Origin of the sequence: uncultured Lactobacillus sp. (assembly GCF_947367085.1) — a bacterium.
Lineage (GTDB): Bacteria > Bacillota > Bacilli > Lactobacillales > Lactobacillaceae > Lactobacillus.
Window position 1 is genome coordinate 1 of the sequence record NZ_CANBCP010000010.1, and the last position, 23,219, is coordinate 23,219.

The 23,219-nt window shown below is 36.9% G+C and carries 22 protein-coding genes; 18 read left to right on the top strand and 4 right to left on the bottom strand.

Going from position 1 to position 23,219, the window contains the following annotated elements; all coding sequences use genetic code 11:
* The coding region (locus Q0Y70_RS02860; protein WP_297816272.1) for an amidohydrolase family protein at nucleotides 1-366 on the top strand (366 nt) is incomplete at its 5' end.
* A gap of 69 nt (nucleotides 367-435) precedes the next feature.
* Here Q0Y70_RS02860 and Q0Y70_RS02865 read toward each other — a convergent pair.
* Nucleotides 436-912, bottom strand: coding sequence for a nucleoside 2-deoxyribosyltransferase (locus Q0Y70_RS02865; protein WP_297816274.1), 477 nt, complete (start codon nucleotides 910-912; stop codon nucleotides 436-438).
* 143 nt (nucleotides 913-1,055) lie between these two features.
* On the opposite strand from Q0Y70_RS02865, the gene Q0Y70_RS02870 reads away from it, so the two are divergent.
* Nucleotides 1,056-1,541, top strand: coding sequence for a PTS sugar transporter subunit IIA (locus Q0Y70_RS02870; protein ID WP_297816276.1), 486 nt, complete (start codon nucleotides 1,056-1,058; stop codon nucleotides 1,539-1,541).
* 44 nt (nucleotides 1,542-1,585) lie between these two features.
* On the opposite strand, the gene Q0Y70_RS02875 is transcribed toward Q0Y70_RS02870, so the two are convergent.
* Nucleotides 1,586-2,320, bottom strand: a complete 735-nt coding sequence (locus Q0Y70_RS02875; RefSeq protein ID WP_297816278.1) for a GntR family transcriptional regulator — start codon at nucleotides 2,318-2,320, stop codon at nucleotides 1,586-1,588.
* Nucleotides 2,321-2,337: 17 nt separating this feature from the next.
* Nucleotides 2,338-3,138, bottom strand: coding sequence for a tyrosine-protein phosphatase (locus Q0Y70_RS02880; RefSeq protein ID WP_297816280.1), 801 nt, complete (start codon nucleotides 3,136-3,138; stop codon nucleotides 2,338-2,340).
* A gap of 218 nt (nucleotides 3,139-3,356) precedes the next feature.
* Between Q0Y70_RS02880 and Q0Y70_RS02885 the strand changes: the two genes are divergently transcribed.
* From Q0Y70_RS02885 to phnE (Q0Y70_RS02915), 7 genes are all read left to right on the top strand, one after another.
* The gene (locus Q0Y70_RS02885) at nucleotides 3,357-3,851 is read left to right on the top strand and encodes a universal stress protein (protein ID WP_297816282.1); all 495 of its coding nucleotides are present in this window, start codon (nucleotides 3,357-3,359) and stop codon (nucleotides 3,849-3,851) included.
* A 188-nt stretch (nucleotides 3,852-4,039) separates the two neighbouring features.
* Nucleotides 4,040-4,171 (top strand): hypothetical protein, encoded by a 132-nt coding sequence (locus Q0Y70_RS02890; protein ID WP_297816284.1) that lies wholly within the window; start codon nucleotides 4,040-4,042, stop codon nucleotides 4,169-4,171.
* A gap of 112 nt (nucleotides 4,172-4,283) precedes the next feature.
* Nucleotides 4,284-5,213 carry a phosphate/phosphite/phosphonate ABC transporter substrate-binding protein gene (locus Q0Y70_RS02895; protein WP_297816286.1) on the top strand — a complete coding sequence of 310 codons (930 nt, stop codon included), beginning with the start codon at nucleotides 4,284-4,286 and terminating at the stop codon, nucleotides 5,211-5,213.
* 59 nt (nucleotides 5,214-5,272) lie between these two features.
* Complete coding sequence (locus Q0Y70_RS02900; protein WP_297816288.1) at nucleotides 5,273-6,199, top strand: phosphate/phosphite/phosphonate ABC transporter substrate-binding protein; 927 nt, start codon at nucleotides 5,273-5,275, stop codon at nucleotides 6,197-6,199.
* Between the two features lie 19 nt (nucleotides 6,200-6,218).
* Nucleotides 6,219-7,001, top strand: coding sequence for a phosphonate ABC transporter ATP-binding protein (phnC, locus tag Q0Y70_RS02905; protein WP_297816290.1), 783 nt, complete (start codon nucleotides 6,219-6,221; stop codon nucleotides 6,999-7,001).
* Nucleotides 6,994-7,800: a phosphonate ABC transporter, permease protein PhnE gene (gene phnE, locus Q0Y70_RS02910; protein WP_297816292.1), complete on the top strand. Its 807-nt coding sequence runs from the start codon at nucleotides 6,994-6,996 to the stop codon at nucleotides 7,798-7,800. Before phnC ends, phnE (Q0Y70_RS02910) begins: the two co-directional genes overlap by 8 nt.
* Complete coding sequence (gene phnE, locus Q0Y70_RS02915) at nucleotides 7,800-8,612, top strand: phosphonate ABC transporter, permease protein PhnE (protein WP_297816295.1); 813 nt, start codon at nucleotides 7,800-7,802, stop codon at nucleotides 8,610-8,612. Before phnE (Q0Y70_RS02910) ends, phnE (Q0Y70_RS02915) begins: the two co-directional genes overlap by 1 nt.
* Nucleotides 8,613-8,689: 77 nt before the next feature.
* Here the strand turns inward: phnE (Q0Y70_RS02915) and Q0Y70_RS02920 are convergent, their stop codons facing one another.
* The gene (locus Q0Y70_RS02920) at nucleotides 8,690-9,079 is read right to left on the bottom strand and encodes a hypothetical protein (RefSeq protein ID WP_297816297.1); all 390 of its coding nucleotides are present in this window, start codon (nucleotides 9,077-9,079) and stop codon (nucleotides 8,690-8,692) included.
* A 208-nt stretch (nucleotides 9,080-9,287) separates the two neighbouring features.
* Between Q0Y70_RS02920 and Q0Y70_RS02925 the strand changes: the two genes are divergently transcribed.
* The 9 genes from Q0Y70_RS02925 to Q0Y70_RS02965 all read left to right on the top strand — a co-directional run bounded on the left by Q0Y70_RS02925 (nucleotide 9,288) and on the right by Q0Y70_RS02965 (nucleotide 23,058).
* The gene (locus Q0Y70_RS02925) at nucleotides 9,288-9,770 is read left to right on the top strand and encodes a hypothetical protein (RefSeq protein WP_297816299.1); all 483 of its coding nucleotides are present in this window, start codon (nucleotides 9,288-9,290) and stop codon (nucleotides 9,768-9,770) included.
* A gap of 60 nt (nucleotides 9,771-9,830) precedes the next feature.
* Complete coding sequence (locus Q0Y70_RS02930; protein ID WP_297816301.1) at nucleotides 9,831-11,225, top strand: metallophosphoesterase; 1,395 nt, start codon at nucleotides 9,831-9,833, stop codon at nucleotides 11,223-11,225.
* A gap of 41 nt (nucleotides 11,226-11,266) precedes the next feature.
* Complete coding sequence (asnB, locus tag Q0Y70_RS02935) at nucleotides 11,267-13,216, top strand: asparagine synthase (glutamine-hydrolyzing) (protein ID WP_297816303.1); 1,950 nt, start codon at nucleotides 11,267-11,269, stop codon at nucleotides 13,214-13,216.
* 22 nt (nucleotides 13,217-13,238) lie between these two features.
* Nucleotides 13,239-14,570, top strand: coding sequence for a carboxylate--amine ligase (locus tag Q0Y70_RS02940; RefSeq protein ID WP_297816369.1), 1,332 nt, complete (start codon nucleotides 13,239-13,241; stop codon nucleotides 14,568-14,570).
* Nucleotides 14,571-14,811: 241 nt separating this feature from the next.
* Nucleotides 14,812-17,982, top strand: a complete 3,171-nt coding sequence (locus tag Q0Y70_RS02945) for a mucin-binding protein (protein WP_297816305.1) — start codon at nucleotides 14,812-14,814, stop codon at nucleotides 17,980-17,982.
* 229 nt (nucleotides 17,983-18,211) lie between these two features.
* Nucleotides 18,212-20,422: an anaerobic ribonucleoside-triphosphate reductase gene (nrdD, locus tag Q0Y70_RS02950; protein ID WP_297816308.1), complete on the top strand. Its 2,211-nt coding sequence runs from the start codon at nucleotides 18,212-18,214 to the stop codon at nucleotides 20,420-20,422.
* Entirely contained in the window at nucleotides 20,422-21,135 is a 714-nt protein-coding gene (gene nrdG, locus Q0Y70_RS02955) for an anaerobic ribonucleoside-triphosphate reductase activating protein (protein ID WP_297816311.1), read from the top strand. Before nrdD ends, nrdG begins: the two co-directional genes overlap by 1 nt.
* A gap of 54 nt (nucleotides 21,136-21,189) precedes the next feature.
* The gene (locus tag Q0Y70_RS02960) at nucleotides 21,190-21,783 is read left to right on the top strand and encodes an iron-sulfur cluster assembly protein (RefSeq protein WP_297816314.1); all 594 of its coding nucleotides are present in this window, start codon (nucleotides 21,190-21,192) and stop codon (nucleotides 21,781-21,783) included.
* Between the two features lie 66 nt (nucleotides 21,784-21,849).
* Nucleotides 21,850-23,058 carry a DUF438 domain-containing protein gene (locus Q0Y70_RS02965; RefSeq protein WP_297816317.1) on the top strand — a complete coding sequence of 403 codons (1,209 nt, stop codon included), beginning with the start codon at nucleotides 21,850-21,852 and terminating at the stop codon, nucleotides 23,056-23,058.
* The last annotated feature ends 161 nt before the right edge of the window (nucleotides 23,059-23,219 follow it).

Consider the following 23,219-nt stretch of genomic DNA (forward strand, 5'->3'; position numbering starts at 1 on the left):
AGAGGACCTGAGCATATTGCCCTAATTACTGACTGTATGCAGGCAGGCTTAATGCCAGATGGCGACTACATGTTAGGCGAATTGCCAGTGTATGTTAAAGATGGTATGGCAAGACTTAAAGACGGCGATAATTTAGCCGGTAGTATCTTACTACTTAAAGATGCAGTTAAAAACTTGGTAAATTGGAACGTTGTCACACCAGAAGATGCTGTTATGATGGCTAGTTATGTTCCAGCTAATAGTGTTCACATGACTGATAAGTGCGGCGTTATTAAACCAGACCATGATGCAGACTTTGTGGTTTTAGATGACGATATGACTGTAGAAGAAACTTACCTAAATGGTGTAAGTCGCTATCAAAGATAGGAACGAAATTTTGTTAGTACAATAAAAAGCAAGCATTTGCTTGCTTTTTTGTCTATAAAACTATTTTTCCTAATATACAGCACCGTCGTAGAAATTAAACTTAGGCTTGTTGAAGTTAAAGTCTTTAAGATCGCTCATCTTAATAACATTGTCAGCAACGCCCCAGCTCATCAAGTTAATTGGCTCACCAAATTGGTCATCTGGAACCACTAATAATACAAACTTACCTTGTGACATGGCATAACCTAATTCCATCCCTAAACCAACGTCTTCTTCTTTAGGAACATATACGCCAAGCATGACATCGCTTGTCTTGATACCAATTAAGTCGCCACTGTAAGTAGCCTGGGCCCATTCTTTGTCGTGTAAGTATTCAGGGTGTTCATCAACGCGAATATCTTTGTATTGGTTTTGAAGTGGAACATAGCTATTTTCAAGATCAATTGTTGGGTTTTGCTCCAAGGCCTTCATTGCATCTTTGTAAGCTTTGTTTTGAGTTTCAGTAAACCAGCCAGCACCAAAATAAACGGTTTTTTGTTTAGTCATAATCAAGGTCCTTTCATAAAAAACGATTACTTGTTAACTTTAGCAAAAAATATTAAAACGCAACAGTAGTCTTCGTGTTTTTGAAACCGGTTTAAGATATAATTGATTTATGACTTTTAACGACCAGAAAGGGATAGACGCATATGAGCATTGATAAGAAAAAACTTTTTGATAAAAAGGCTGTATTTGTAACTGATAAAACGGATCGGAATGAAATCTTTAGGGATGTTTATCAAAAACTCTTAGATTTAGGCTATGTTAAAGGTGATTTTATCGAAAATATTATTGAACGCGAAGATAAATACCCAACGGGTATTTCAACGCATCCCTTATCTCACGACTTGCCAAATGTTGCTATTCCTCATACCGAAGGCAAGTTTGTAAATACACAATTGATTGTACCAATTGCCTTGAAGAATCCAGTTAAGTTCAATAATATGGTTAATCCAACCGAAAGCTTTGATGTGAAATTTTTATTCATGATTTTGAATGATAATCCTGATCTTCATTCTAATATCTTGGCACAAATCATGGACTTTTTAGCTCAAACTGAAGTGGATGACTTAAATGAGTTATTTAATGAAACCGATCCTGCTGAGATCTATGATTTTTTAGAAAATAATTTTTAACTAAAAAAACTAGCCATCAAAAGTGATGAAGCTAGTTTTTTTTATTAAATTTCTGGGTAATCTGGAGTAGTGAATGAAACTTCCGTATAGTCAAGCTTTTTGTAGTTTACCATGTAAAGTAGAACTTCACTGTTTTTAGAAGATACAATCTTCTTTTCTTGTTTAACTACATAATCGCCTTCTTTTAACCCTAAAGCTTGGGCAACTTCGCTTGAAGCTTTAACAATACTATCTTTTTCTTTAAATGGTTCATCTAAAAGATAAATGTTTGAGTCTTGGCGAATGCGGACGTAGATGTTTTGGAAGTTTGTTTGTAGATCCTTGATTTTATTATGGTTAATAAACTTAGGAGCAAAGTATGCTTGATAGTAAAGAAACGGTACATCGTTGACACTACGTACTTGAATTAAGTGATAGTGGTAAGTGTTTTTATTGATGCCAAGTTCAAAGTTGATGCTTGGATCGTCTTCTTTTTCTAAGCTAATTACTTTGATATCTTCTTTTACTGCGCCATCTTTTTGAGGAAAGAGATTTAATTCTTTGAATCGAACTAAACGTTGGTGAGGTGAGTGAGAAACGAAAGTTCCTTTACCTTGATAGCGAACAAGATAACCAGCCTTAACTAAATCTTTAACTGAACGAATTACAGTGATTGAAGAAACGTTGAATTTTTCTTTTAGTTCTTTTTCACTGTAAAACTTATCAGCATATTGAAACTGTCCAGACAAAATTTCTTCTTTTAATTCATTTTCGATTTGTAAATATTTAGGTTCGACCATTTTGTATCCATCCTTACTTAATTAAGATAAATTCTTCTTAGGTCCATAATATCGCCAGCTGACAGGTGCATGACCTTGCGTAAGTACTCATGAATTCCACCGTATTCTTCATTCAGTACTTTGACTGCATGGTCAAGATATTCTGGATAAACGGATTGAATATCCTTGATTGATTGTAGTACCTTAGCACTAGCTCCATCATGGGCAGCTTGCTTGAGCATATTTTCTACAAATTCTTTAGTTGTGACGTTAGTTAATACATAATCATATTTTATAGTTGAAAAAGGCACTCCTAATGCGGATAAAACGAGTAAAGCGCCGTACCCAGTCCGGTCTTTTCCAGCTGTACAGTGGAATAATAAGGCTTCGTTATCTTTGCTATTAGTTAAAAGTAGATCAAAAAATTTACGATAAGCTTTTTGGGCAGTTTGGCCTTTGATCATATCCTCATAAGCAAAATACATATGTTTGAAGCCGTATGTCGGATCTTTTTCTGCATTTTCTTCTAAGGCAAAGATTCCCTTAGAAGCATTCGTTAAATCATCGCTAAAAACCGGATCAAACTCATAAACAGCACCCTCTGGAACACGGTCAGGATGGTCGTGTTGTTCTTTTGCAGTTCGGAAGTCAACATCGTATTTAACTCCGTAATCACGTAAAAGATCAAGATCTGTTGGAGAAAGATCAGCTAAATTACCGGTTCTCAGCAATTTATTGTACTTAATCTTTTGACCACTGATTGTTTCATATCCACCTAGTTCGCGGAAATTTCGGCCAGATTTGATGCCAATCAGTCTAGTCTTATAATTTTCGCTCATAAATGTAGTTCCTTAATCTATTTAAAGCGCGTAGTGTATAGCTTTTAGAAGCTACGCGCTTGGGATTGTGGTTAATATAGTAATAAAATGGCATTTAGATTTTAACACTAATTAAGGTAGAGTGCTAGATTATTTGAAATCTATAGCTAATTATTTAAGAAAGAGTTATGGTAAAATAAAAGTGTTAGAAATTCGCCAAAAAGCTGGAGATGATAAAGATGATGGAAGATTATAACAATATTTTAGTACCAGTCGATGGATCTGAAACTGCAGAAAGAGCATTTGATAAAGCAGTCCAAATCGCTATTGATAATAATGCACACTTAGATGTATTGAATGTTATTGATACTCGTCAATTTATGGGTGAAATGCAAGATACCCTTATCTCAGGTGACACTATCTATCAAATGACACAAGATTCTGAAGAATACTTGAAGAGTCTAAAGAAATGGGCTCAAGAAAAGATGGACTTCAGTGATGTGAGTTACCACATTCGTTACGGTTCACCTAAGAGAATTATTGCTGTTGATTTCATCAATGACCACCACAATGACTTGATTGTGATGGGCGCAACAGGGATGAATGCAGTTGAAAGAATGTTAATGGGTAGCGTTACTGAATACGTTAACCAACATGCTTTGTCTGACGTCTTAATTGTTAAGACCGATTTGGAAAATAAAAAGGTTCCAAAGAAAAAGAAAAAGAGATTTTAAGTTAAATCCGAACATTTGAAAGCTGGTCTAGTCTATTAAAAGATCGGCTTTTTTGTTTGTGATTGGACCGTTCCAATTGAATTATTTACAAAAAATTTGACTTTTTTAAAGAAATATATGTTCAACTCCGAATATTTCTGGTATTATACTTAAGAACAAACGCCAGTTGATAATGAAAGGAGTCGCAGATGCTTTTACCATACTCAATTGAAAAAGTTATTCGTATTGCATCCGTGGCTCGTTTAAAGGCTGTTTCTACTGGAGAAGCAGTCTTAGTTCGCGTCTTTGTTTTATTTTCATCATGGATTTTACAGGCTTAATGAGTCGTCGGTTTTTCGTCGACTTGTTGAGCTTTTTTTGTACCATGAGCAGGTTGTATGTTGGGTTGTTATAGTTGTTTTATTTTTGAAGTCTGGGAGGACAAAAAACAAGATGAAAAAGTTCAAAAAAGTGCTGGTTGGCCTTTTCGCAGTCTTGCTTGCAGTAGTTGCCACTGCTTGCTCAAATAAAAAGTCAAATTCGGGCGAAGGCTACACACCTAAGTCATTAAGCGTTCAATTCGTTCCAAGTCAAGCTGCTGACAAACTTGAAGGGCGTGCTAAGCCATTGGAAAAAATGCTTTCTAAAAAATTAGGTATTCCTGTAAAAGTTACCATGTCAACTGATTACAACACAGTTGTCGAAGCTATGAAATCTAAGAAAGTTGATGTTGGTTTCTTGCCACCAGATGGTTATGTATTGGCACACAAGCAAGGTGCAGCCGATGTTTTGCTTCAAGCACAAAGATATGGTGTCAAGCAACCAAATGGTCAAGCTACCAAGGACTTAGTTGATTCTTACCGCGCTGAAATCGTAGTTAAAAAAGGGTCAAAGATCAAGAACTGGAAAGATTTAAAGGGCAAGAGCATTTCTGTTCAAAATCCAACTTCTTCAGCAGGTTACGTATTCCCAGTTGCTGAATTAAAACAAAAAGGCTTGGATGTGCTTAAGAGCTGTAAGTTAGTTACTGTAACTGGTCACGATCAAGCTATCTTGAATGTGTTAAATGGCGATACTGATGCAGCTTTCGTATTTGAAGATGCAAGAAACATCGTTAAAAAGGATCAACCTAATATTATGAAAAAGGTTGTGCCAATTTACTTCACTAAGCCAATTCCAAACGATACAGTTTGTGTAAGAAGTGACATGTCAAAAGCCTTCCAAAAGAAGCTTGCTAAAGCATTCATCGAAGTAGGTGAATCTAAAAAAGGTAAAAAGTTGATTGAATCAATTTACAGTCACGAAGGCTATGTTCGCTCAAACGATAGTAAGTTCGGTATTGTACGTAAGTACGATAAGATCATCGAATCCACTAAAAAATAAAAACTAAATAAATTTAATGTGCTAAAAATCTAGATATTGAGTTTTAATGGAGAGAAAAAATGAAGAATGTAAAAAGGATTTTCGTTGCTGCCTTTTTATTCCTAGTTGCTATTGCTAGTGTCGCTTGCTCAAATAAGAGCGCCAAGTCTCAGTCAGGATATACTCCTAAGTCTTTATCCATTCAATTTGTGCCAAGTCAAAATGCACAAACTTTAGAAGCTCGCGCTAAACCGTTAGAAAAAATGCTTTCTAAGCGTTTAGGCATCCCGGTGAAAGTTACAACTTCCACTAGTTTCAATGCACCAATCGAAGCAATGTCTTCTAAGAAAATTGACGTTGCATTCTTACCACCAGATGGTTATGTATTAGCCCACAAGCGTGGTGTAGCTGATGTTTTGCTTCAAGCTGAACGTTACGGAATTAAACAACCAAATGGTCAAGCCACTAAGAATTTAGTGAAATCATATCGTGCTGAAATTTTAGTTAGAAAGAATTCTAAAATTAAGAGCTGGAAAGATTTAAAGGGTAAGAGTATTTCAATTCAAGACCCCACTTCTTCTGGCGGCTACTTGTTCCCAGTAGCAGAATTAAAACAAAAAGGTCTAGATGTAACTAAGGACTGCAAACTTGTGACAGTTACTGGACATGATCAAGGCGTTTTAAACGTTTTAAATGGTGATACTGATGCAGCTTTTGTTTTTGAAGATGCACGTAACACTGTGAAAAAAGATCAACCAGATATTATGAATAAAGTTGTCCCAATCTACTTTACTCATGACATTCCGAATGACACTATTTCAGTTAGAAGTGATATGTCAAAGGCATTTAGAAAGAAATTAGCTAAGGCATTTATTGATATTGCTCATACTAAAGAAGGTCATAAGGTAATTGAGCAAGTTTATACTCATCAAGGTTATGCTTACACCAAAGACAGTGATTTTGATGTGATTAGACGTTACCAAAAAATTGCTGGTCAAAGTAAATAAAGTTAAGGAGTAGTTATTCATGGCAAAACAGCCAATGATTCAATTAAAAGACGTTACCAAAGTTTATGATAACGGTACTGTAGGTTTAAAAGATATCAACTTAGAAATCGATAAGGGCGAATTCGTAGTAGTTGTAGGTTTATCTGGTGCAGGTAAGTCAACATTGCTTCGTTCAATTAACCGTCTGCAAGATATTTCTGAAGGTAATATTTTGATTGATGGCAAATCGATTACTCAAGCTAAGGGCAAGAATTTACGCTTAATTCGCCGTGATATTGGGATGATTTTCCAAAGCTTTAACTTAGTTAAGCGTTCAAGCGTCTTGCGTAATGTTTTAACTGGACGAGTAGCATATTATCCTACTTGGAAAACTACATTTAACTTATTTTCTAAAGAAGATAAGCAAAAAGCATATGAAGCTTTGCAAAGAGTGGATTTAGCAGATAAGGTTTATACACGTGCCGACCAATTGTCAGGTGGTCAGCAGCAACGTGTTGCTATTGCCAGAGTTCTTACTCAAAATCCTAAGATTATCTTGGCCGATGAGCCGACTGCTTCACTTGACCCTCAAACTTCACGCCGCGTAATGCACGACTTAAAGATGCTTAATGAAGATTATGGTATGACAGTTTTGGCTAACTTGCACAGTGTGGAATTAGCACGTGAATTTGGAGATCGTGTAATTGGTGTTCGTGCAGGACAAATTGTTTACGATGGCAAGATGAGTGAAACTCCACAATCAGTCTTTGATGACATTTACAGTGGTAAGAATGGTGAAAAGACGGAGGCTGAAGATGAGTAATTCACAAATTCCAAATCATGAATTGCCTAAGAAAAAGCTCAAGGTAATGAACATCGTTTGGGTGCTCGTCTTAGTGATTGGCTTTTTCTTATCTGTTGACACAACTAACGCACATATTAGTGTCTTACTTGCACCACAAAACTTTAGTCAATTTGCGGACATCTTTGTCCAGATGTGTCGCCCTGACTGGTCATATGCTTCAACAGCTATTCCTTTAGTTATTGAAACTATTAAGATGGCAGTCTTAGGTACTGTTATCGGATCAGTAATAGCATTTATCTATTCATTATTAATTGCGCGTAATATTATTAAAAACAAAGTAGTTACTGGCGTTTTACGCTTTATTATGAACATTATCAGAACTTTACCTGACTTATTGCTCGGTGCAATCTTTGTAGCAATTGTTGGTATTGGTCCAGTAGCTGGTGTATTTGCACTTTCAGTATTTACTTTTGGTGTGGTTGTAAAATTGTTTTACGAAGCAATCGAAACCATTGATCCAGGTCCAATTGAAGCATTAACTGCTGTAGGAGCTAATAAGTTTCAGATTATCTGCTTTGCAGTTATGCCACAAATTATCACTTACTTTATTTCTTATGTTTTATATGCATTTGAAATTAATGTCAGAGCTTCAACAGTACTTGGTTATATTGGTGCTGGTGGTATCGGTCTTTACTTACAACAAACTTTGCAAGTCTTTGCTTACGACAAGACTGGAACCATCATCATCGTAATTATCATTGTGGTTGTCTTAATTGACTACATTTCATCTAAATCACGGGAGGCGTTAATGAAATAATGGAAAATACTATGAAACAATTACCACCTAAACCCGTTGATTTGAAAAAGCGTATCTATCATTGGGCAATTGCAATTGTTACAATTGTAGTTATTGTCTGGTCATGTATTGGGATTAATTTTGGCAGAATTAAAGAAAGTGCTGGTCAAATTACTGGGGCGATCTTTGCTGGGATTTTTCATCCTGACTGGTCATATGTTTATAACGGTTCAGGCGAAGATTTGATTTCTCAATTATGGGAAACTATCTGTATTGCCTTCTTAGGTACCTTTATTTCAGCTATTATTTCATTGCCATTTGCCTTTTGGGCAGCACATACCAAGCACAAAAAGTGGTATGTTTCTAGAACTGGTAAGTTGGTTTTAGCTGTAATTAGATCATTTCCAGAAATTGTCTTAGCCTTGATGTTTATTAAGGCAGTAGGTCCTGGTTCTGCAGCCGGTGTATTTGCTTTGGGATTTCACTCAGTGGGGATGCTTGCTAAGCTATTTTCTGAAGCAATTGAAAACTTGGAAACTGGAGCCAACGAAGCTGTCTCTGCAGCTGGTGGTTCTAAGTGGAACATTATTACCTTTGCGACAATGCCAAACTTGATGCCAGAATTAATTTCAAATACTTTATACCGTTTTGATGTTTCAATTCGTTCCGCATCTATTCTTGGTTTGGTTGGTGCCGGTGGTATCGGTTATCCATTGATCATTGCTTTGCAATATCGTCAATGGAACCGTGTCGGCATCATCTTATTGGGTATTATCATCATGGTTGTGATTATTGACTGGATTTCTGGCTGGATCAGAAAGAAGCTAGTTTAATAATATGTAATTAAAAACGAACAGTAATTTTTCTAAAGTTGAAAAGTTCACTGTTCGTTTTTTGTATTATAAGTTACCTATCTAAACATATTGGCAATTCCGGTAAATAAAACTACTGTACTGATGAGATAAATTTGCCAGACGGCAAGGTTACTTTCGTTTTTACTTAATTTTTTGGACATTTGGTGGCCACGCTTGTACATTAAGAAAGCTACAATAACTAATATCTCACCTAAAATAATGAAGAGCCAACGAGGAAATTGAAGATTTGTATCACCCATCAAAAATAAAATTGGGACGATAATAAATACCCCACTAAAAAAGGTTCCAAAGTAAATGACGTAAGGAGCAGTGGCTACTAATTTTTCTTTTTGATCAGCCTTATAAAATTTGAACGTTTTGTATAGTTCGAAAAAGCCAGCTGACATTGCTACAAGACAGCAAATAGTTAATGCCCAGTTTTGCATTTTATCCACACTTTCTATATTGCGCTCAATGCATAATAGATATAATTAAAGCTATTAAAAGCTATTCATTTATAGATATAATTTTATCACTCTTCAAAAATTTAATCTGAAAAAGAAATAAAAATTAATATCCTATTAAATAGGATACAAAACCGCGACAAGTCCAACTTTTTTGCTATAATGGAACTTGTATTTCGAGGAGGAAATTATGGAAAATTTGACAACCATGACTCTGGCCGATGATTTGGCTTTATCACAAGATCAAATCATCAGTGGCCAACAAGCCCTAGATACTGAAAAAATTTATCAAGAAATTGATAGCTTGGGTATTTTAGAAAAGCCAATCAAGGATTATTTCTCAATGACTCAAGATGAATATTATAATAGTGAATCTGATGGTAAGTTAACATTACTTCATTTAAAAGAGCCGATGAGTGCATTACATGACCGCATTTTGACCAATCACGTTGATGGTTATGTTGATAAAGATGAACTTAACTTAACTTATAACCATGAAGATCCATATGAAGACGACAATTATGATCGCACAACTGATATGCACGTTTTACTTTACAGTTTAAAGGTAATTGGTGCTGTTCGTGCAATCGATGCAAGTGATTTGAAGAAAGTTTTATCTAAAGATGCTGTAGTTTCTTTAGGATTAGCCGCAAACGCTTTGGCAAATAATTAATTCTTAGGGGCCAGACGAGTAATCGGTCCCTTTTGTATTGAAATAGAAGTGATTCTAACCATGAACATTATTAAGAAGACTCAGGGGATGCTAGACAAACTTTCTGGTGCAGCTCAAAAATTACGCCAGAAAAAACGTGACATACCTTTTGATGAGATGCAGCAATATGTGACTGTAGGTGAGTATCGAGTAGGCGCTAGCCAAGATACTCCTGAGGATAAAGACTTTGACTTGATTGTTTATAAAGATGATGAAGGTGTCCTTCATCAAGCTTTACGCCCAATAGATGCTTCAGATTTAGCACCTGAATATGTAAGAAAATTTGATAAACGCTTGGGTCGTTATCAAGCCTTTATCAATAAAAAGACGGGTCGACGTTATATTGTTGAAAGACAATTAGATAATTTTGTTGACTATGTCAAAAAGCATGTTCGTCAAGGGGATAATTCAGTCAATATTGGAATTTTGACTGATACTCACTATAAAGACAGTGATAGTATTGATTTTTATGGACATAACGGACTCACTCACGTTAAAGAATTTAATTATTTGGAAGATAAAGATATCTTAGATCTCAAGGCTCACTTAGGCGATTGGATGGATGGTTCTGATCCAGGCTTAGTTGACGAGCAAGAATTAATTTCTTTAAGAAAGGCCTTCCGATCCAAGAAGACTAACTTTGCGATTGTTAAAGGAAATCATGATGAAAATGATAAGTTCGATGAACATCATGATTTGAAAGCTTCATTTCCCGAAAATGAATTCGAAGATATCATGTGGCCGACGATGTACTTTCAAAAGGGCATTCACTATATTTCGCGTAAGCATGGTGTAGCTTATTTTGACAAAGACGATCTGCGCTTTATTACGGTTAATACCTCAGATGTACCTTATATTTTAGATAAGCAAGGCAAAAAGAAATACGATACAAAAATTACCTTAGCGATTCGTGAAGATCAGATGCAAGAAATAATCGAAATTCTTGAACAATCAAGCGATAAGAAAATCATTTTTATGAGTCATGCTAATCCAATTAACCGTAAAGCTGGTAACGCCTTAAAGTATAATGGCCGCTCACTACATGAATTACTAGTGGCTTTTAACCAGCGTGAAAAAGGCTATTTAAATTCACGTGATGTTCCAGAAGAATTTTCATTAGCCAACAGTTTTGACTTTACTAAGATTAAGAATGCCAAAGTCATTGCTTACTTTTGTGGTCACCGTCATACTGAAGATCAATACCGCATTAATGGTATTCAGTATGTTTTATTCAACTGTTCGGCGCTCATGGGACCAAATCACGCTTTGACTACTCAATACAATAAGCATTGGAATCGTAAATATGACCACCCTAATGAATCAGCTGGTTATATTGTAAATATTGATCCTAAGCGTCATTTGATGCAGGTGTTTGGCTATGGAGCCAGCTCACGCCGACGCTTATATCGTATCTAATAGAAAAATAACTAAACATAAAATTAAGGAGAAAGCTTTTTATGTGTGGAATCTGTGCAATTGTAGATCCAAAACTGAAAGACAAAGATCATGCAATTCAAGCAATGATGGATACAATCAAACACCGTGGTCCATCTTCAGATGGTAAATTTGTTAACGACGAAGTAGCACTTGGTTTTAGACGTTTATCAATCATTGATTTACGTGGTGGTGCACAACCTATTTGGAATGAAGACCACACACGTGCCATTATTTTTAATGGTGAAATTTACAACTTTAAGCCATTAAGAAAAGAATTAATTGAAAAAGGACACACTTTCAAAACTAAGGCAGATACTGAAGTTTTGCTTCACGGCTATGAAGAATGGGGCATGGACGGATTACTTAAGAAAGTTCGGGGGATGTTTGGTTTTGCTATTTGGGATGATAATAACAAGACCCTTTACGGTGCCCGCGACTTCTTTGGTATTAAGCCGCTATATTATTCTGACCACAATGGTCAATTGATTTTGGGTTCAGAATTAAAGAGCTTTTTAGCCGTTCCTGGTTTTAAAAAAGAGCTCAACACACGTGCAGTTAAGCCATATTTGATGAACCAATACAATGACTTGAAAGAAACTTTCTTTAAAGGGGTTTATCGTTTTCCTGCAGGTCACTGGTTCGAATATAAAGACGGTAAGATGAATATCCACAAGTACTGGGATGCTGAATACGTTGAAAATAGTTTGAGTTTTGAAGAAACTTTAGACAGAATTAACGAAGATTTGAAAGAGACCGTTGATTTATACAGAAATGCCGACGTACCAGTTGGGGCATTTTTATCTGAAGGAATTGATTCATCTTACTTAACTAGCTTGCTTCAACCAGAAGATGTTTTCTCAATTTCATTTGATGACTCAACTTATAATGAAGCTTCCAAGGCAAAAGCTTTATCTGATTTGAATGGCTGGAAGTTCTTCGCTGATAAAGTTGACGCCGACGAAGCAATGCGTGACTTCCCAGAAATGCAATATCACATGGACGAACCGGATGCTAACCCATCGATTATTCCATTATGGTACTTATGTAAATTAGCTCGTAAGCACGTTACTGTAGCACTTTCTGGTGAAGGAGCCGATGAATTGTTTGCGGGCTATGTTAACTACGGTATGCACACTCACAATAATGTCATTAAGGTCTTTACTGCAGGACTTAAGAAGCTGCCTAAAGGCGCACGTGTTAAATTGGCACATGGCATTAAGAAGATGCCGAACTTTCCAGGTAAAGTTCACATGTACACTAACCTAGCTAAGCCGAGTGAATTTTATGTCGGACAATCTGTGATCTATGACATGGATTATCCAACTATCTTTTCTTCAAAAGATGCTAATGGCATTTTGAAAGAAAAATACCAAAATGATTTAACTGTAAACGGCAATTATCAAGAAGATTTCAAGAAAGTTGAAAATCTTGATAGTGTTAAGCAAATGCAGTACATTGACTTGCACCACTTCATGCTTAATGATATCGAACAAAAGGCCGACAAGATTTCAATGGCTCACTCATTAGAATTGCGTGTCCCATATCTTGATAAAAAGATTGCCGAACTTGCTAACTCAATTCCAACTAAGTATTTAGTTAACCGTCATGATACTAAGTATGCTCTTCGTAAAGCCTCTGAAAAAGTATTGCCTAAAGAATGGGCTCAAAGACCTAAGCTTGGTTTCCCAACTCCAATTAAGCAATGGCTTAAAGAACCACGCTTTTACAAGCAAGTACGCGAACTGTTTAGCGAAGATTTTGTAAATGAAATCTTTGATCAAGAAAAGATCATTAAGCTCTTAGATGACAACTATAAAGGTGACGGTAGCGCAAGACGTCAAATCTGGGCTATTTACACATTCTTAGTTTGGTATAAGCTTTTCTTTGTGGATTACGACAATACTGTTGAAAAATACCAACACGTTCAACCTGAAGTTGCTAGTTTGATTGCATCTGGTAAGTTAGTTTAAAAAATATAAACAGAAAGAAGTTATTGTTTTGCAAAAATTTACGCCAATTCTTTTAGGTAGTGATATTAACGTTTACGGAATGGCTCGTTCATTTAACGAAGCTTATGGAATTAAAGTTAAGGCATGGGCAGCTAGTCATTTAGCAGCTACACGTTATTCAAAGATCGTTGATGTGGAAGTTCATGAAGGCTTTGCGGAAGATCCTGGCTTTATGAATGTCATGAAGAAAAAGATCGAAGAATACAAAAACCATGAAGAACCAGTTATTTTGATTGCATGTGGGGATGGCTATGCAGAGTTGCTTTCTAAGCATAGAGAAGAATTGCAAGAAGCCTTTATTGTTCCTTACATTCAATATGACTTGCTTGAAAAGTTGATTTCTAAGGAAGGCTTCTACGAAATTGCTGAAAAGTATGGTTTGCCATATCCTAAGACCAAGATCATCACAATGGCTGATTACAAGGCTGAAGACTATTTGACTATTCCATTTGACTACCCAGTTGAATTAAAGCCTGAAGATCCAGTTTCTTGGCTTGATTGTCAATTTGAAGGTCGTAAAAAAGCCTTCACTATTCACGATGAAGCTGAATTAGCTGATATTGTTGGTAAGATCTACACTCACGGCTATAAAGAAGACTTGATTTTGCAAGACTTTATTCCAGGTGATGACTCTAATATGCGTGTGCTTAATGCTTATGTAGATAAAGATCACAAGGTGAAGATGATGTGTTTGGGACACCCACTACTTGAAGACCCAACTCCTCAATCAATCGGTAACTACATGGCAATTTTGCCAGCATTTAGCCAAAAGTTATATGACACAGTTCAATCTTTCCTTGAAAAGTTGAACTATACTGGTATGGCTAACTTTGACATCAAGTACGATGCCCGCGACGGTGAATACAAGTTCTTTGAAATCAACTTGCGTCAAGGTAGATCTAGCTTCTATGTAACTTTGAACGGTTATAACTTAGCTAAGTGGTACGTTGATGACTATGTAGAAGATAGTCTAAAAGACAAGCCAACTGTTTACGGCAATAAAGATGGTAAGGACTATGTTTTATGGCTCGGCGTTCCAGTTAAGGTCTTTAAGAAATACGCTTATGACAATGGCGCTAAGCGTTTAGCTGAACGCCTTATCAAAGAAGGCCGCTACGGCACCACTGTCTTTTATAAAAAAGACGAAAGCTTCAAGCGCTGGCTGCTGATGCATTACATGTTCCACAACTACATTGGCCGTTATAAGAAATACTATCAAGTAAACAAAGGCCAATACTTTGAAAAAGCTGCTCAAAAGATTGAAAAACAAGCAGCAGGAATTGGCGAAGAAGAAAATCACGAAAACGAAATTTAATCAATTAGGCCTGCTGAGTCCAATGCTTGGTAGGTCTTTTTATATAGGCAACACTACTTTATGCTTGTGAAATGTATACGGGATTGGAATTAAAATCATTGCTATATTAAGATAGACGTTAACTTAGTATTTTAAAAAATAAGTGAAATATAACAATTAAAGTAGTTGATTTTTAAATAACCGGTGTTATCATAATCCATGAAAGAATAAAAATTATCGATGTATTAGAAGAGATGGATGAATGATGCAACAAGAACAACACCCTCGTTTTTCAATTAGAAAGTTAACTATTGGCGCTGTTAGTGTAATGTTTGGTTTGGTATTATTTGGCAACCAAAACCAAGTACATGCAGCAACAACTAATGAAAATGATAAAGATGCATCAGCAGCTGTAAAAGCTGATGATAAAGACACGACTAGTCAGAGCAATGTTACTATCTTAAAAACTAAATCTGATAACTCTGTTGAATCAACTACAGAAGTAAAGGATTCACAGGGAGCAACTGCTTCAAATGATAAATTACAAACTAAGCAAGTTGCTAAATCTGAAGCTCCTAAGCCAGGCGAAGATTACAATGCAGAATATAAAAAGAATGCCGATGCTCTTTACGAAGATCCAAAAACTAAGAATGCCAACGAATCTAAACCAAGTTTTGTAGATAAAAACGGTGTAGAAACCAAACTTACGATTTCTGCTAAAAATAAGAATAATGGTAAAGAAAGTACTGTTGAAGTAGGTCCAACCAGCAAAAATATTGTCTATAATTCCGGTGTCGCTACTGACGCAAATGTAACAATAACTATTACTAACCCTACTGATAAAACTCAACCTATTACAGGCTATGGTGACTATGCCTATATCTTTCCTACTTGGCATGGTGATAATAACTTTGCCATAGACAGTGATCGCACAGGCAAAGACGCTCAAGGTAGTATTACTTTTGGTGGTAATTATACTGAGCAAGGCTTAACTTTAGGTGGTTTTTCACTTGCTAATCCAGTAGGCTCAACTGGTTTTGGAAAGTCGGCAGTAGAAGCTGCCCAAGATCCATCTAAGATTGGTGGATTTACTGTAAGTGGTAATTTAGCTGCTGGTAAGACAGCAACTATTGTTGTGCCTTTTAAATATAAGGATCCTACAAGTTATCCAAGTATTGTTACTTCAGATCAAATAGGTATTTGGTACAAAACTGGTGTTAATCAACACCATACTGAAGTAGAGACTACTTTGGATAATCAAATTGGAAAGGATTACTTCTTAGTAGATATTACTGGAGTTAATGCAAGTACTAGAGATCTTCACTCAGTTCCCCAAACTGTTATTGATGCGTTGGTAAAAGATGGCTTATATCCTACTTATCAAAAAGGTGACGCTCAAGTTAATAACTTCTCTGGAGATACTTACCAGCCAGGAAATGATGATTACTTAACCGCAGGTGCCCAGGTAAATCTCACTGGCCCTTATAAGCGCTTGGCAGATTTACTTAAAAACTATGGCTACAAGTTAGGCGACTATGGTCGCATTACCAATGTACCTAACGGTTACTACTATCATTCTGATTTTAAATTCTATGATGCTCAAGGTAAGCAAATTAAACTTGGCACTGGCAACATTTCTAACTTCTTTATCCCAGTTGAACAGGTTATTTCTCAAAATAGTGATTCTCCAACACTGTTACAAGCTCAAATGCCTGGCGATGACGACCAAACTTATATCCAAGAAGTTAAAAACATGTTTACTCCTGACTCGGTCGTAGATACTTCAAAGATTGATATTCATAAAGCAGGTGCATATCCAGTTAAAGTGTCTAAAGATGGAACGAGTCGCATCTATAATGTTGTCGTCTTTAATACATACACACCTGACGCATACAAGACAAACGATCGTCATCACAAAGATTTGACGGCAGATAGTATAATTTTCTCTGATAGTGAGCAGCTCTTAAAAGATAATCACTACACAGTTGAATGGGTTCAAGCACCAGATTATACCAAGGCAAGTGATAGCGTTCCCGTAATTATTAAAATTGTTGACGCTGATGGAAGAGCTTACGAAGTAAAAGATCACGTTAATGTTCAGCAAAAGATAACTGTTAACTTTACCAATGAAGGGAAAACAGTTGATAGTTTTGATTTGTATAGTTATGCTGATGGCAGAAATACTTTAGGTAGGCAAGTTACAACTGATGATCAAAGCGCAAAAGCTCGCTGGGATGATGTGTTAAGTAAATTACAAAAAGACTACGTAATTAATGAATCAGATCTTAAGCAAGCTTTGGCTACTAAGTTTTTATCTCAAGCAGATGATCAAACTCTTGAAATCAAGCTTGGTAAAAACTCAACCGGAACTCCATTAGTAGATCCCGCAAAACCTACTGTAGAACAAAGAAGTCAAAACTACACCAGAACGATCAACTACGTTGATGAAAACGGCAAACAGCTAAAGGACCCAACAGTTCAAACAGTAACTGTAACTAAGTTAGTTTCAGTAGATCCAACAACAAAGAAAGAAACTGACTTAACAAAATGGAGTACTGCAAACTTTGACGAAGTAACCTTACCAAAGATCGATGGCTACTTCACAACCGAAAAAGATATCGTCAAGGCCCCAGCTACCAAGGATGAAACAGTAACCATCCACTACACTAAGAAACAAAGTGCAACAGGGGATGCTTTAGTAGATCCCGCAAAACCTGCAGTAGAACAAAGAAGCCAAGACTACACCAGAACAATCAAGTATGTTGATGAAAATGGTAAACAGTTAAAGGACCCGACAGTTCAAACAGTAACAGTAACTAAGTTAGTTTCAGTAGATCCAACAACAAAGAAAGAAACCGACTTAACAAAATGGAGTACTGCAAACTTTGACGCAGTGAAATTACCAAAGATCGACGGCTACTTTACTACAGATAAAGATGTGGCAAAAGAAGCAGCCACTAAGGACGAAACAATTACTATCCACTATGCTAAAAAACACAGTGCAACTGGTGAACCATTAGTTGATCCAGAAAAGCCAGTTTATCCAATTCCACAACCTGAACCACAACCAACTCCAGATCCTCAACCAAATATTCCAGATACTGACAATGACAATACTTCCTCCGATGTCATTGATGTTCCAGCACCTCATGGTGAAGATCAACCAACTAAGCCAGAAACTGATAATGAAGAAACAGTTAAACCACATGCAAGTGTAGTTCCAACTGCTACTAACGTAGTTGCAGTGAATACTTCAACTCATGTAGCCGTTTCACATTCAGCTTCTGCAGCTAAGTCTGCTCAAGATGATTCAACTGTAAGACCATTGCCACAAACTGGTGCAAAACAAAACAATGCATCACTCATCGGTTTAGCAATTGCTGGAGTGGCAAGTTTATTTGGAATTGCTGCAGATCGTAAAAAGAAAAACTAAATAATATTCTTTCTTATAAATCAAAATGGTGAATTCAAAATCGAGTTCACCATTTTTTGTGTCTTCTGAAAGCCTATACAAAATTTGAAAAATATTTTTAAATTTTCTTATTCCTATCCTTACAGGCTTTTTGCACCTACAAAATGTATTGTTCGGATTCTGCAACATACAATATGTTGTGTTTTCTGTTAGAATAGACATATGCTATCTAACGAAAGAAGAATTAACTATGTTAAAGCAACGCCGCGAAATACAAATTAGAAACGACTTAAACATCCCCGAAAAAGTTACTAAACGTGACGGTAGCGTTTATAATTTCGGACTCTACAAATTACAAGTGATTTTGGAAGAATTAGGCCTTCAAGATCAAGAAGCAACTTTATTACCAATCATTCTTAAAAAATTGGATAATAAAACTAATGTCCGCGCCCAAGATATTGCGGCAAGCTTTGTTGCCACTCTTAGACAAGAAGGTTTTGTCAAACAAGCTCAAAGCTACATTGACTTCCGCCGTCAAGATGAGCTTAATTTTAAAGAGCAAACCAAAACTACTAACCGTTTGCAGCGTTTGGTCCACCACGATCCAACAATCGTTAACGAAAACGCTAATAAAGATTCGCGTGTCTTTTCAACTCAGCGTGATTTAACTGCTGGTGTGGTAGGTAAGACTATTGGATTAACAATGATGCCTGAACACATTGCTAAGGCTCACTTGCGTGGTGATATTCACTGGCATGACCTAGACTACACTCCACTTAGTCCGCTCACTAACTGCTGCTTGATCGACTTTAAAGAGATGCTGGGTCATGGCTTTACGATCGGAAACGCCAATATAGAGACACCTCATTCTATTGAAACGGCAACGGCCCAAATGTCGCAAATCATTGCTAATGTAGCTTCAAGTCAATACGGTGGCTGCAGCGCCGATCGCGTTGATGAAGTACTGGCTCCATATGCAGAAAAGAACTACCACAAAAATATCAAGGAAGCTAGCGAATTCTTTGATGACGAAGAAAAGATTAAGGCTTTCGCCAAAAAGCGGACCAAAAAAGACATTTATGACGCAATGCAAGCACTTGAATACGAGATCAATACTCTATTTTCAAGCCAAGGGCAAACGCCATTTACTACTTTGGGCTTTGGCTTAGGAACTAGCTGGATTGAACGTGAAATTCAAAAAGCTATCCTTAAGATCAGAATTGAAGGTTTAGGCAAAGACAAGAGAACTGCTATCTTTCCTAAGTTAGTCTTTACCTTGAAAGAAGGACTTAACCTTCACCCAGGCGATCCTAACTATGACATCAAAGAACTTGCTTTAGAATGTTCAACTAAGAGAATGTATCCAGATGTTGTAATGTATGACACCCTTAAAAAGATCACCGGTTCATTTAAAGCACCGATGGGCTGTCGTTCATTTTTGCAAGGCTGGAAGGATCCTGAAACCGGCAAAGAAGTTAACTCAGGCCGGATGAACTTGGGAGTTGTTACTTTGAACTTGCCAAGGATTGCGATGGAATCAAAGGGTGATAAGGATTTATTCTGGCAAATCTTTAAAGAAAAAGTCCAAACTGCCCATGAAGCTTTGCAAGTTAAAGCTAAACGCTGCCGCGATGCTGTGCCTGACAATGCGCCAATACTTTATGAATACGGCGCTTTTGGCAAGCGTCTGAATGCAGATGACGATGTTAATAAACTTTTTGTTAACGGCCGCTGCACTATTTCACTTGGCTATATTGGACTGTACGAAGTAGGAACTGTCTTTTATGGACCTAACTGGGAACATAACGAAGAAGCGCACCAATTTACGATTAATATTGTCAAGCAGCTTCATGATTACTGCGCTCAGTGGGAAAAACAAGATCCTAACCACTATCACTACAGTGTATATTCAACTCCAAGTGAAAGTTTGACAGATCGCTTCTGCAGACTTGATACTGAGAAGTTCGGCAAGGTCAAAGACATCACTGATAAGGAATACTACACTAACTCATTTCACTATGATGTTAGAAAACACCCAACTCCATTTGAAAAGTTGAGCTTTGAAGCACCATATCCATACTATGCAGCTGGTGGCTTTATCCATTACTGCGAATATCCTAACTTAAAGCAAAATCCAAAAGCCTTAGAAGCTGTCTGGGATTGGGCTTATGATAAAGTTGGCTACTTAGGTACGAACACGCCAATTGACCACTGCTTCAAGTGCGGCTTTGCTGGTGAATTTAAGGCAACGGCCAAAGGCTTTGAATGTCCTAAGTGTGGTAATCATGACCCTGAAACTTGTGACTGTGTAAAGCGTACATGTGGCTATCTTGGCAACCCTCTTAAGCGGCCAATGGTTCATGGACGCCACGAAGAAATTGTCCACCGTGTAAAGCACATGAACTTAGGCATGGAAAAGCAAGTGGCAAGTAAAGAAATTAGAAAGAACAAGGAATATTAATGCCTGAAAAGGATAAAAACAACCAAGAAGGACCTGACGTCCGCGGTAATTTAATTAAAGTTAATATTGGTGGCGACACTATCTTTGTCGACGCTAACCAATATAAGCCCCAAGTCGAGCACGCTAAACAGTTAAAAAAGCAGCACCGGATGCCAAAAAATCCTAAGCCCGGTGAGTGGATATCGCAAGATTATTCTAAGCATAAAATTGCAGACTATAAGCCCTTTAACTTCGTTGACGGTGAAGGGGTGCGCTGCAGTCTTTATGTCAGCGGATGCTTGTTTGATTGTCCGGGATGCTATAACTTAGCTGCGCAAAACTTTAACTATGGTCAGCCTTACACTCAAGAATTAGAAGACAAGATCATCGAAGATATGTCACAGTCTTATGTTCAAGGCTTAACCTTATTAGGTGGCGAACCGTTTTTGAATACGTGGGTTTGTTTAAAGTTAATTAATCGCGTCCGTAAAGAGTTCGGTCATAGCAAGGACATTTGGTCTTGGTCAGGCTATACTTGGGATGAATTACAAAAAGAAACACCCGACAAAAAAGAGATGCTTTCTAAAATTGATATTTTAGTTGATGGGCGTTTTATGGATGACTTAAAAGATTTAACTCTGCAGTTCAGAGGTTCAAGCAACCAAAGAATTATTGATGTCCAAAAGTCCTTCAAAGCTGGAAAAGTTGTAATTTGGGATAAATTAGTCCGCTAAGTTCGGTAGAATAAGAGAGACGAGTTGTTTCTCTTATTTTTTTGAGGTAAAAAGATGCAAGAAAAAAATCTGCAATTAGTTGATCAAATTATGACTGCTCTTCAAAAGGTGCAAGATCCCGAGTTGCTCGTCGATGTAGTGAACTTGGGGCTGATTTATGGAATTGATATTAAAGACCGCCATGCCACTATTAAGATGACGTTAACTATCTCGGGCTGCCCCTTGTCTTCATATTTGCAAAATCAAATTCAAAAAGCAGTCTTAAGCGTAGATGGCATTGATGAATGCGATATCAAGCTGGTCTGGTATCCGGTCTGGAGCCCAGAAAAAATGACGCAGGCAGCTAAAAAGCAACTAGGGATGCTCGATAATCAGCAAGCACTTGATCAAGAAGATGAAATTGAAGACACTGAAGCAAAAGAAAAGATCATTGACTTTAGTGTTCCAATTAAAAAGCTCGCTGACGAGTATCCTGATTTTATTCAAATTATGTACGATTGTGGCTTTAGCCGGATCAAGATTCCCGGCTTATTGTCAACAGTGGGGCGAGTGATGACGATTCCATTAGGTGCTCAGGCGATGCATTTAGATCTAGATAAAATAAAAAAAGCCTTTGAAAACAAAGGCTATAAAGTGATTGATAGCTAAATAAAAAGCTAATCGCCTGAACGATTAGCCCTACCAAAACCACACTATTTTTCAACAGGAAGCAAAATGAACCAAACTAGTAAAAGACAAGCAGCACTCTTAAAGATCCTCCATTTTATTCAAGATGGTGGAGATTTAGAGACTGCGAAGAAAATGTTTAAAGAAGAATTCGACCAAGTTGATGTCAGTGAAATTACGAAAGCTGAACGTGCACTAATTGCTGGCGGCCTTGATCCGCGACAAATCCAGTACTTGTGTAATGTCCATGTGGATTTATTTAAAGATAATATTGCCCGTAGTAAAGATAATCCTGATTTTTCTGTTCCAGGTCATCCTGTGCATACTATTAAGTTAGAGAATCTGGTAATTAAGTCACTGATTGAAGATGCACTCTTGCCAGATTTTGAAAAATTAAAAAATGGCGATTCAGACGCACTAGCTAAAATTCAAAAAGAATTGCAAGACTTATCTCAAATCGATAAACATTACGCCCGTAAAGAAACGTCGATTTTTCCATTGATGAATAAATATGGCATTACCGCACCTCCTCAAGTGATGTGGGGTGTCGATGACAAAATTCGCAAATTAATCAGCCAAGCTATTGAAATTGCAAACGCTCCAAAGCTTGATATGAGTCGACTTGAGTCGGCTATTAGAAAAGTAAGTTATGAAGTGCGCGAGATGATTGTTAAAGAAGAACAAATCATGATTCCAATGCTAGATCAAGTGGCAAGCGCCCAAGATTGGTATAGTGTTAAGCAAGAAGAAGATCAAATTGGCTATACATTAATTCAAAAACCAATGAATTGGAAGGTGCGTGTTGAGCACACTCAGCCGGCAAGCGATGCGGCAACTTTTACTAATTTAGCTGACTTGATTTTGAATTTTAAAGAAGGAAAGCTAAATTTAAAGCAATTACATGCAATCTTAGATTTATTGCCATTTGCGATAACTTTTATCGATGAAAATGATAAGGTGGCTTATTTTGGCGGTGGAGCTGAGATTTTTCCTCATTCAAAAAACGCACTTGGCAATTCTGTTTATTCATGCCACCTTCCAGAAAGCGTGCCAACCGTCAAAAAAATTTTGGATTCCTTTCATTCAGGCCAAAAGGATAAGTATGAATTTTGGTTTGAACCTAAACGTATGAAGCGATATTTGTACTTACAATATTTTGCGGTGCGAGACGAGTCAGGGCAGTATTTGGGCTGCCTTGAAGTTGCCCAAGATGTGACGAAAATTCGTAAGTTTAAACAAGAAAAAAAGAGCTTATAAAAATAACTCAGCTAGATAATGTGTCAATTCATCTAGCTGAGTTATTTTATTTTATAAGGTAAAAAGGGTCTTATCGTTATATTAAATTTCTATTATTTAGCGCTAAGTAAGCGGTATTGACCACCATATAGTGTTAAAATATAGAGTGATAATTTAGATTA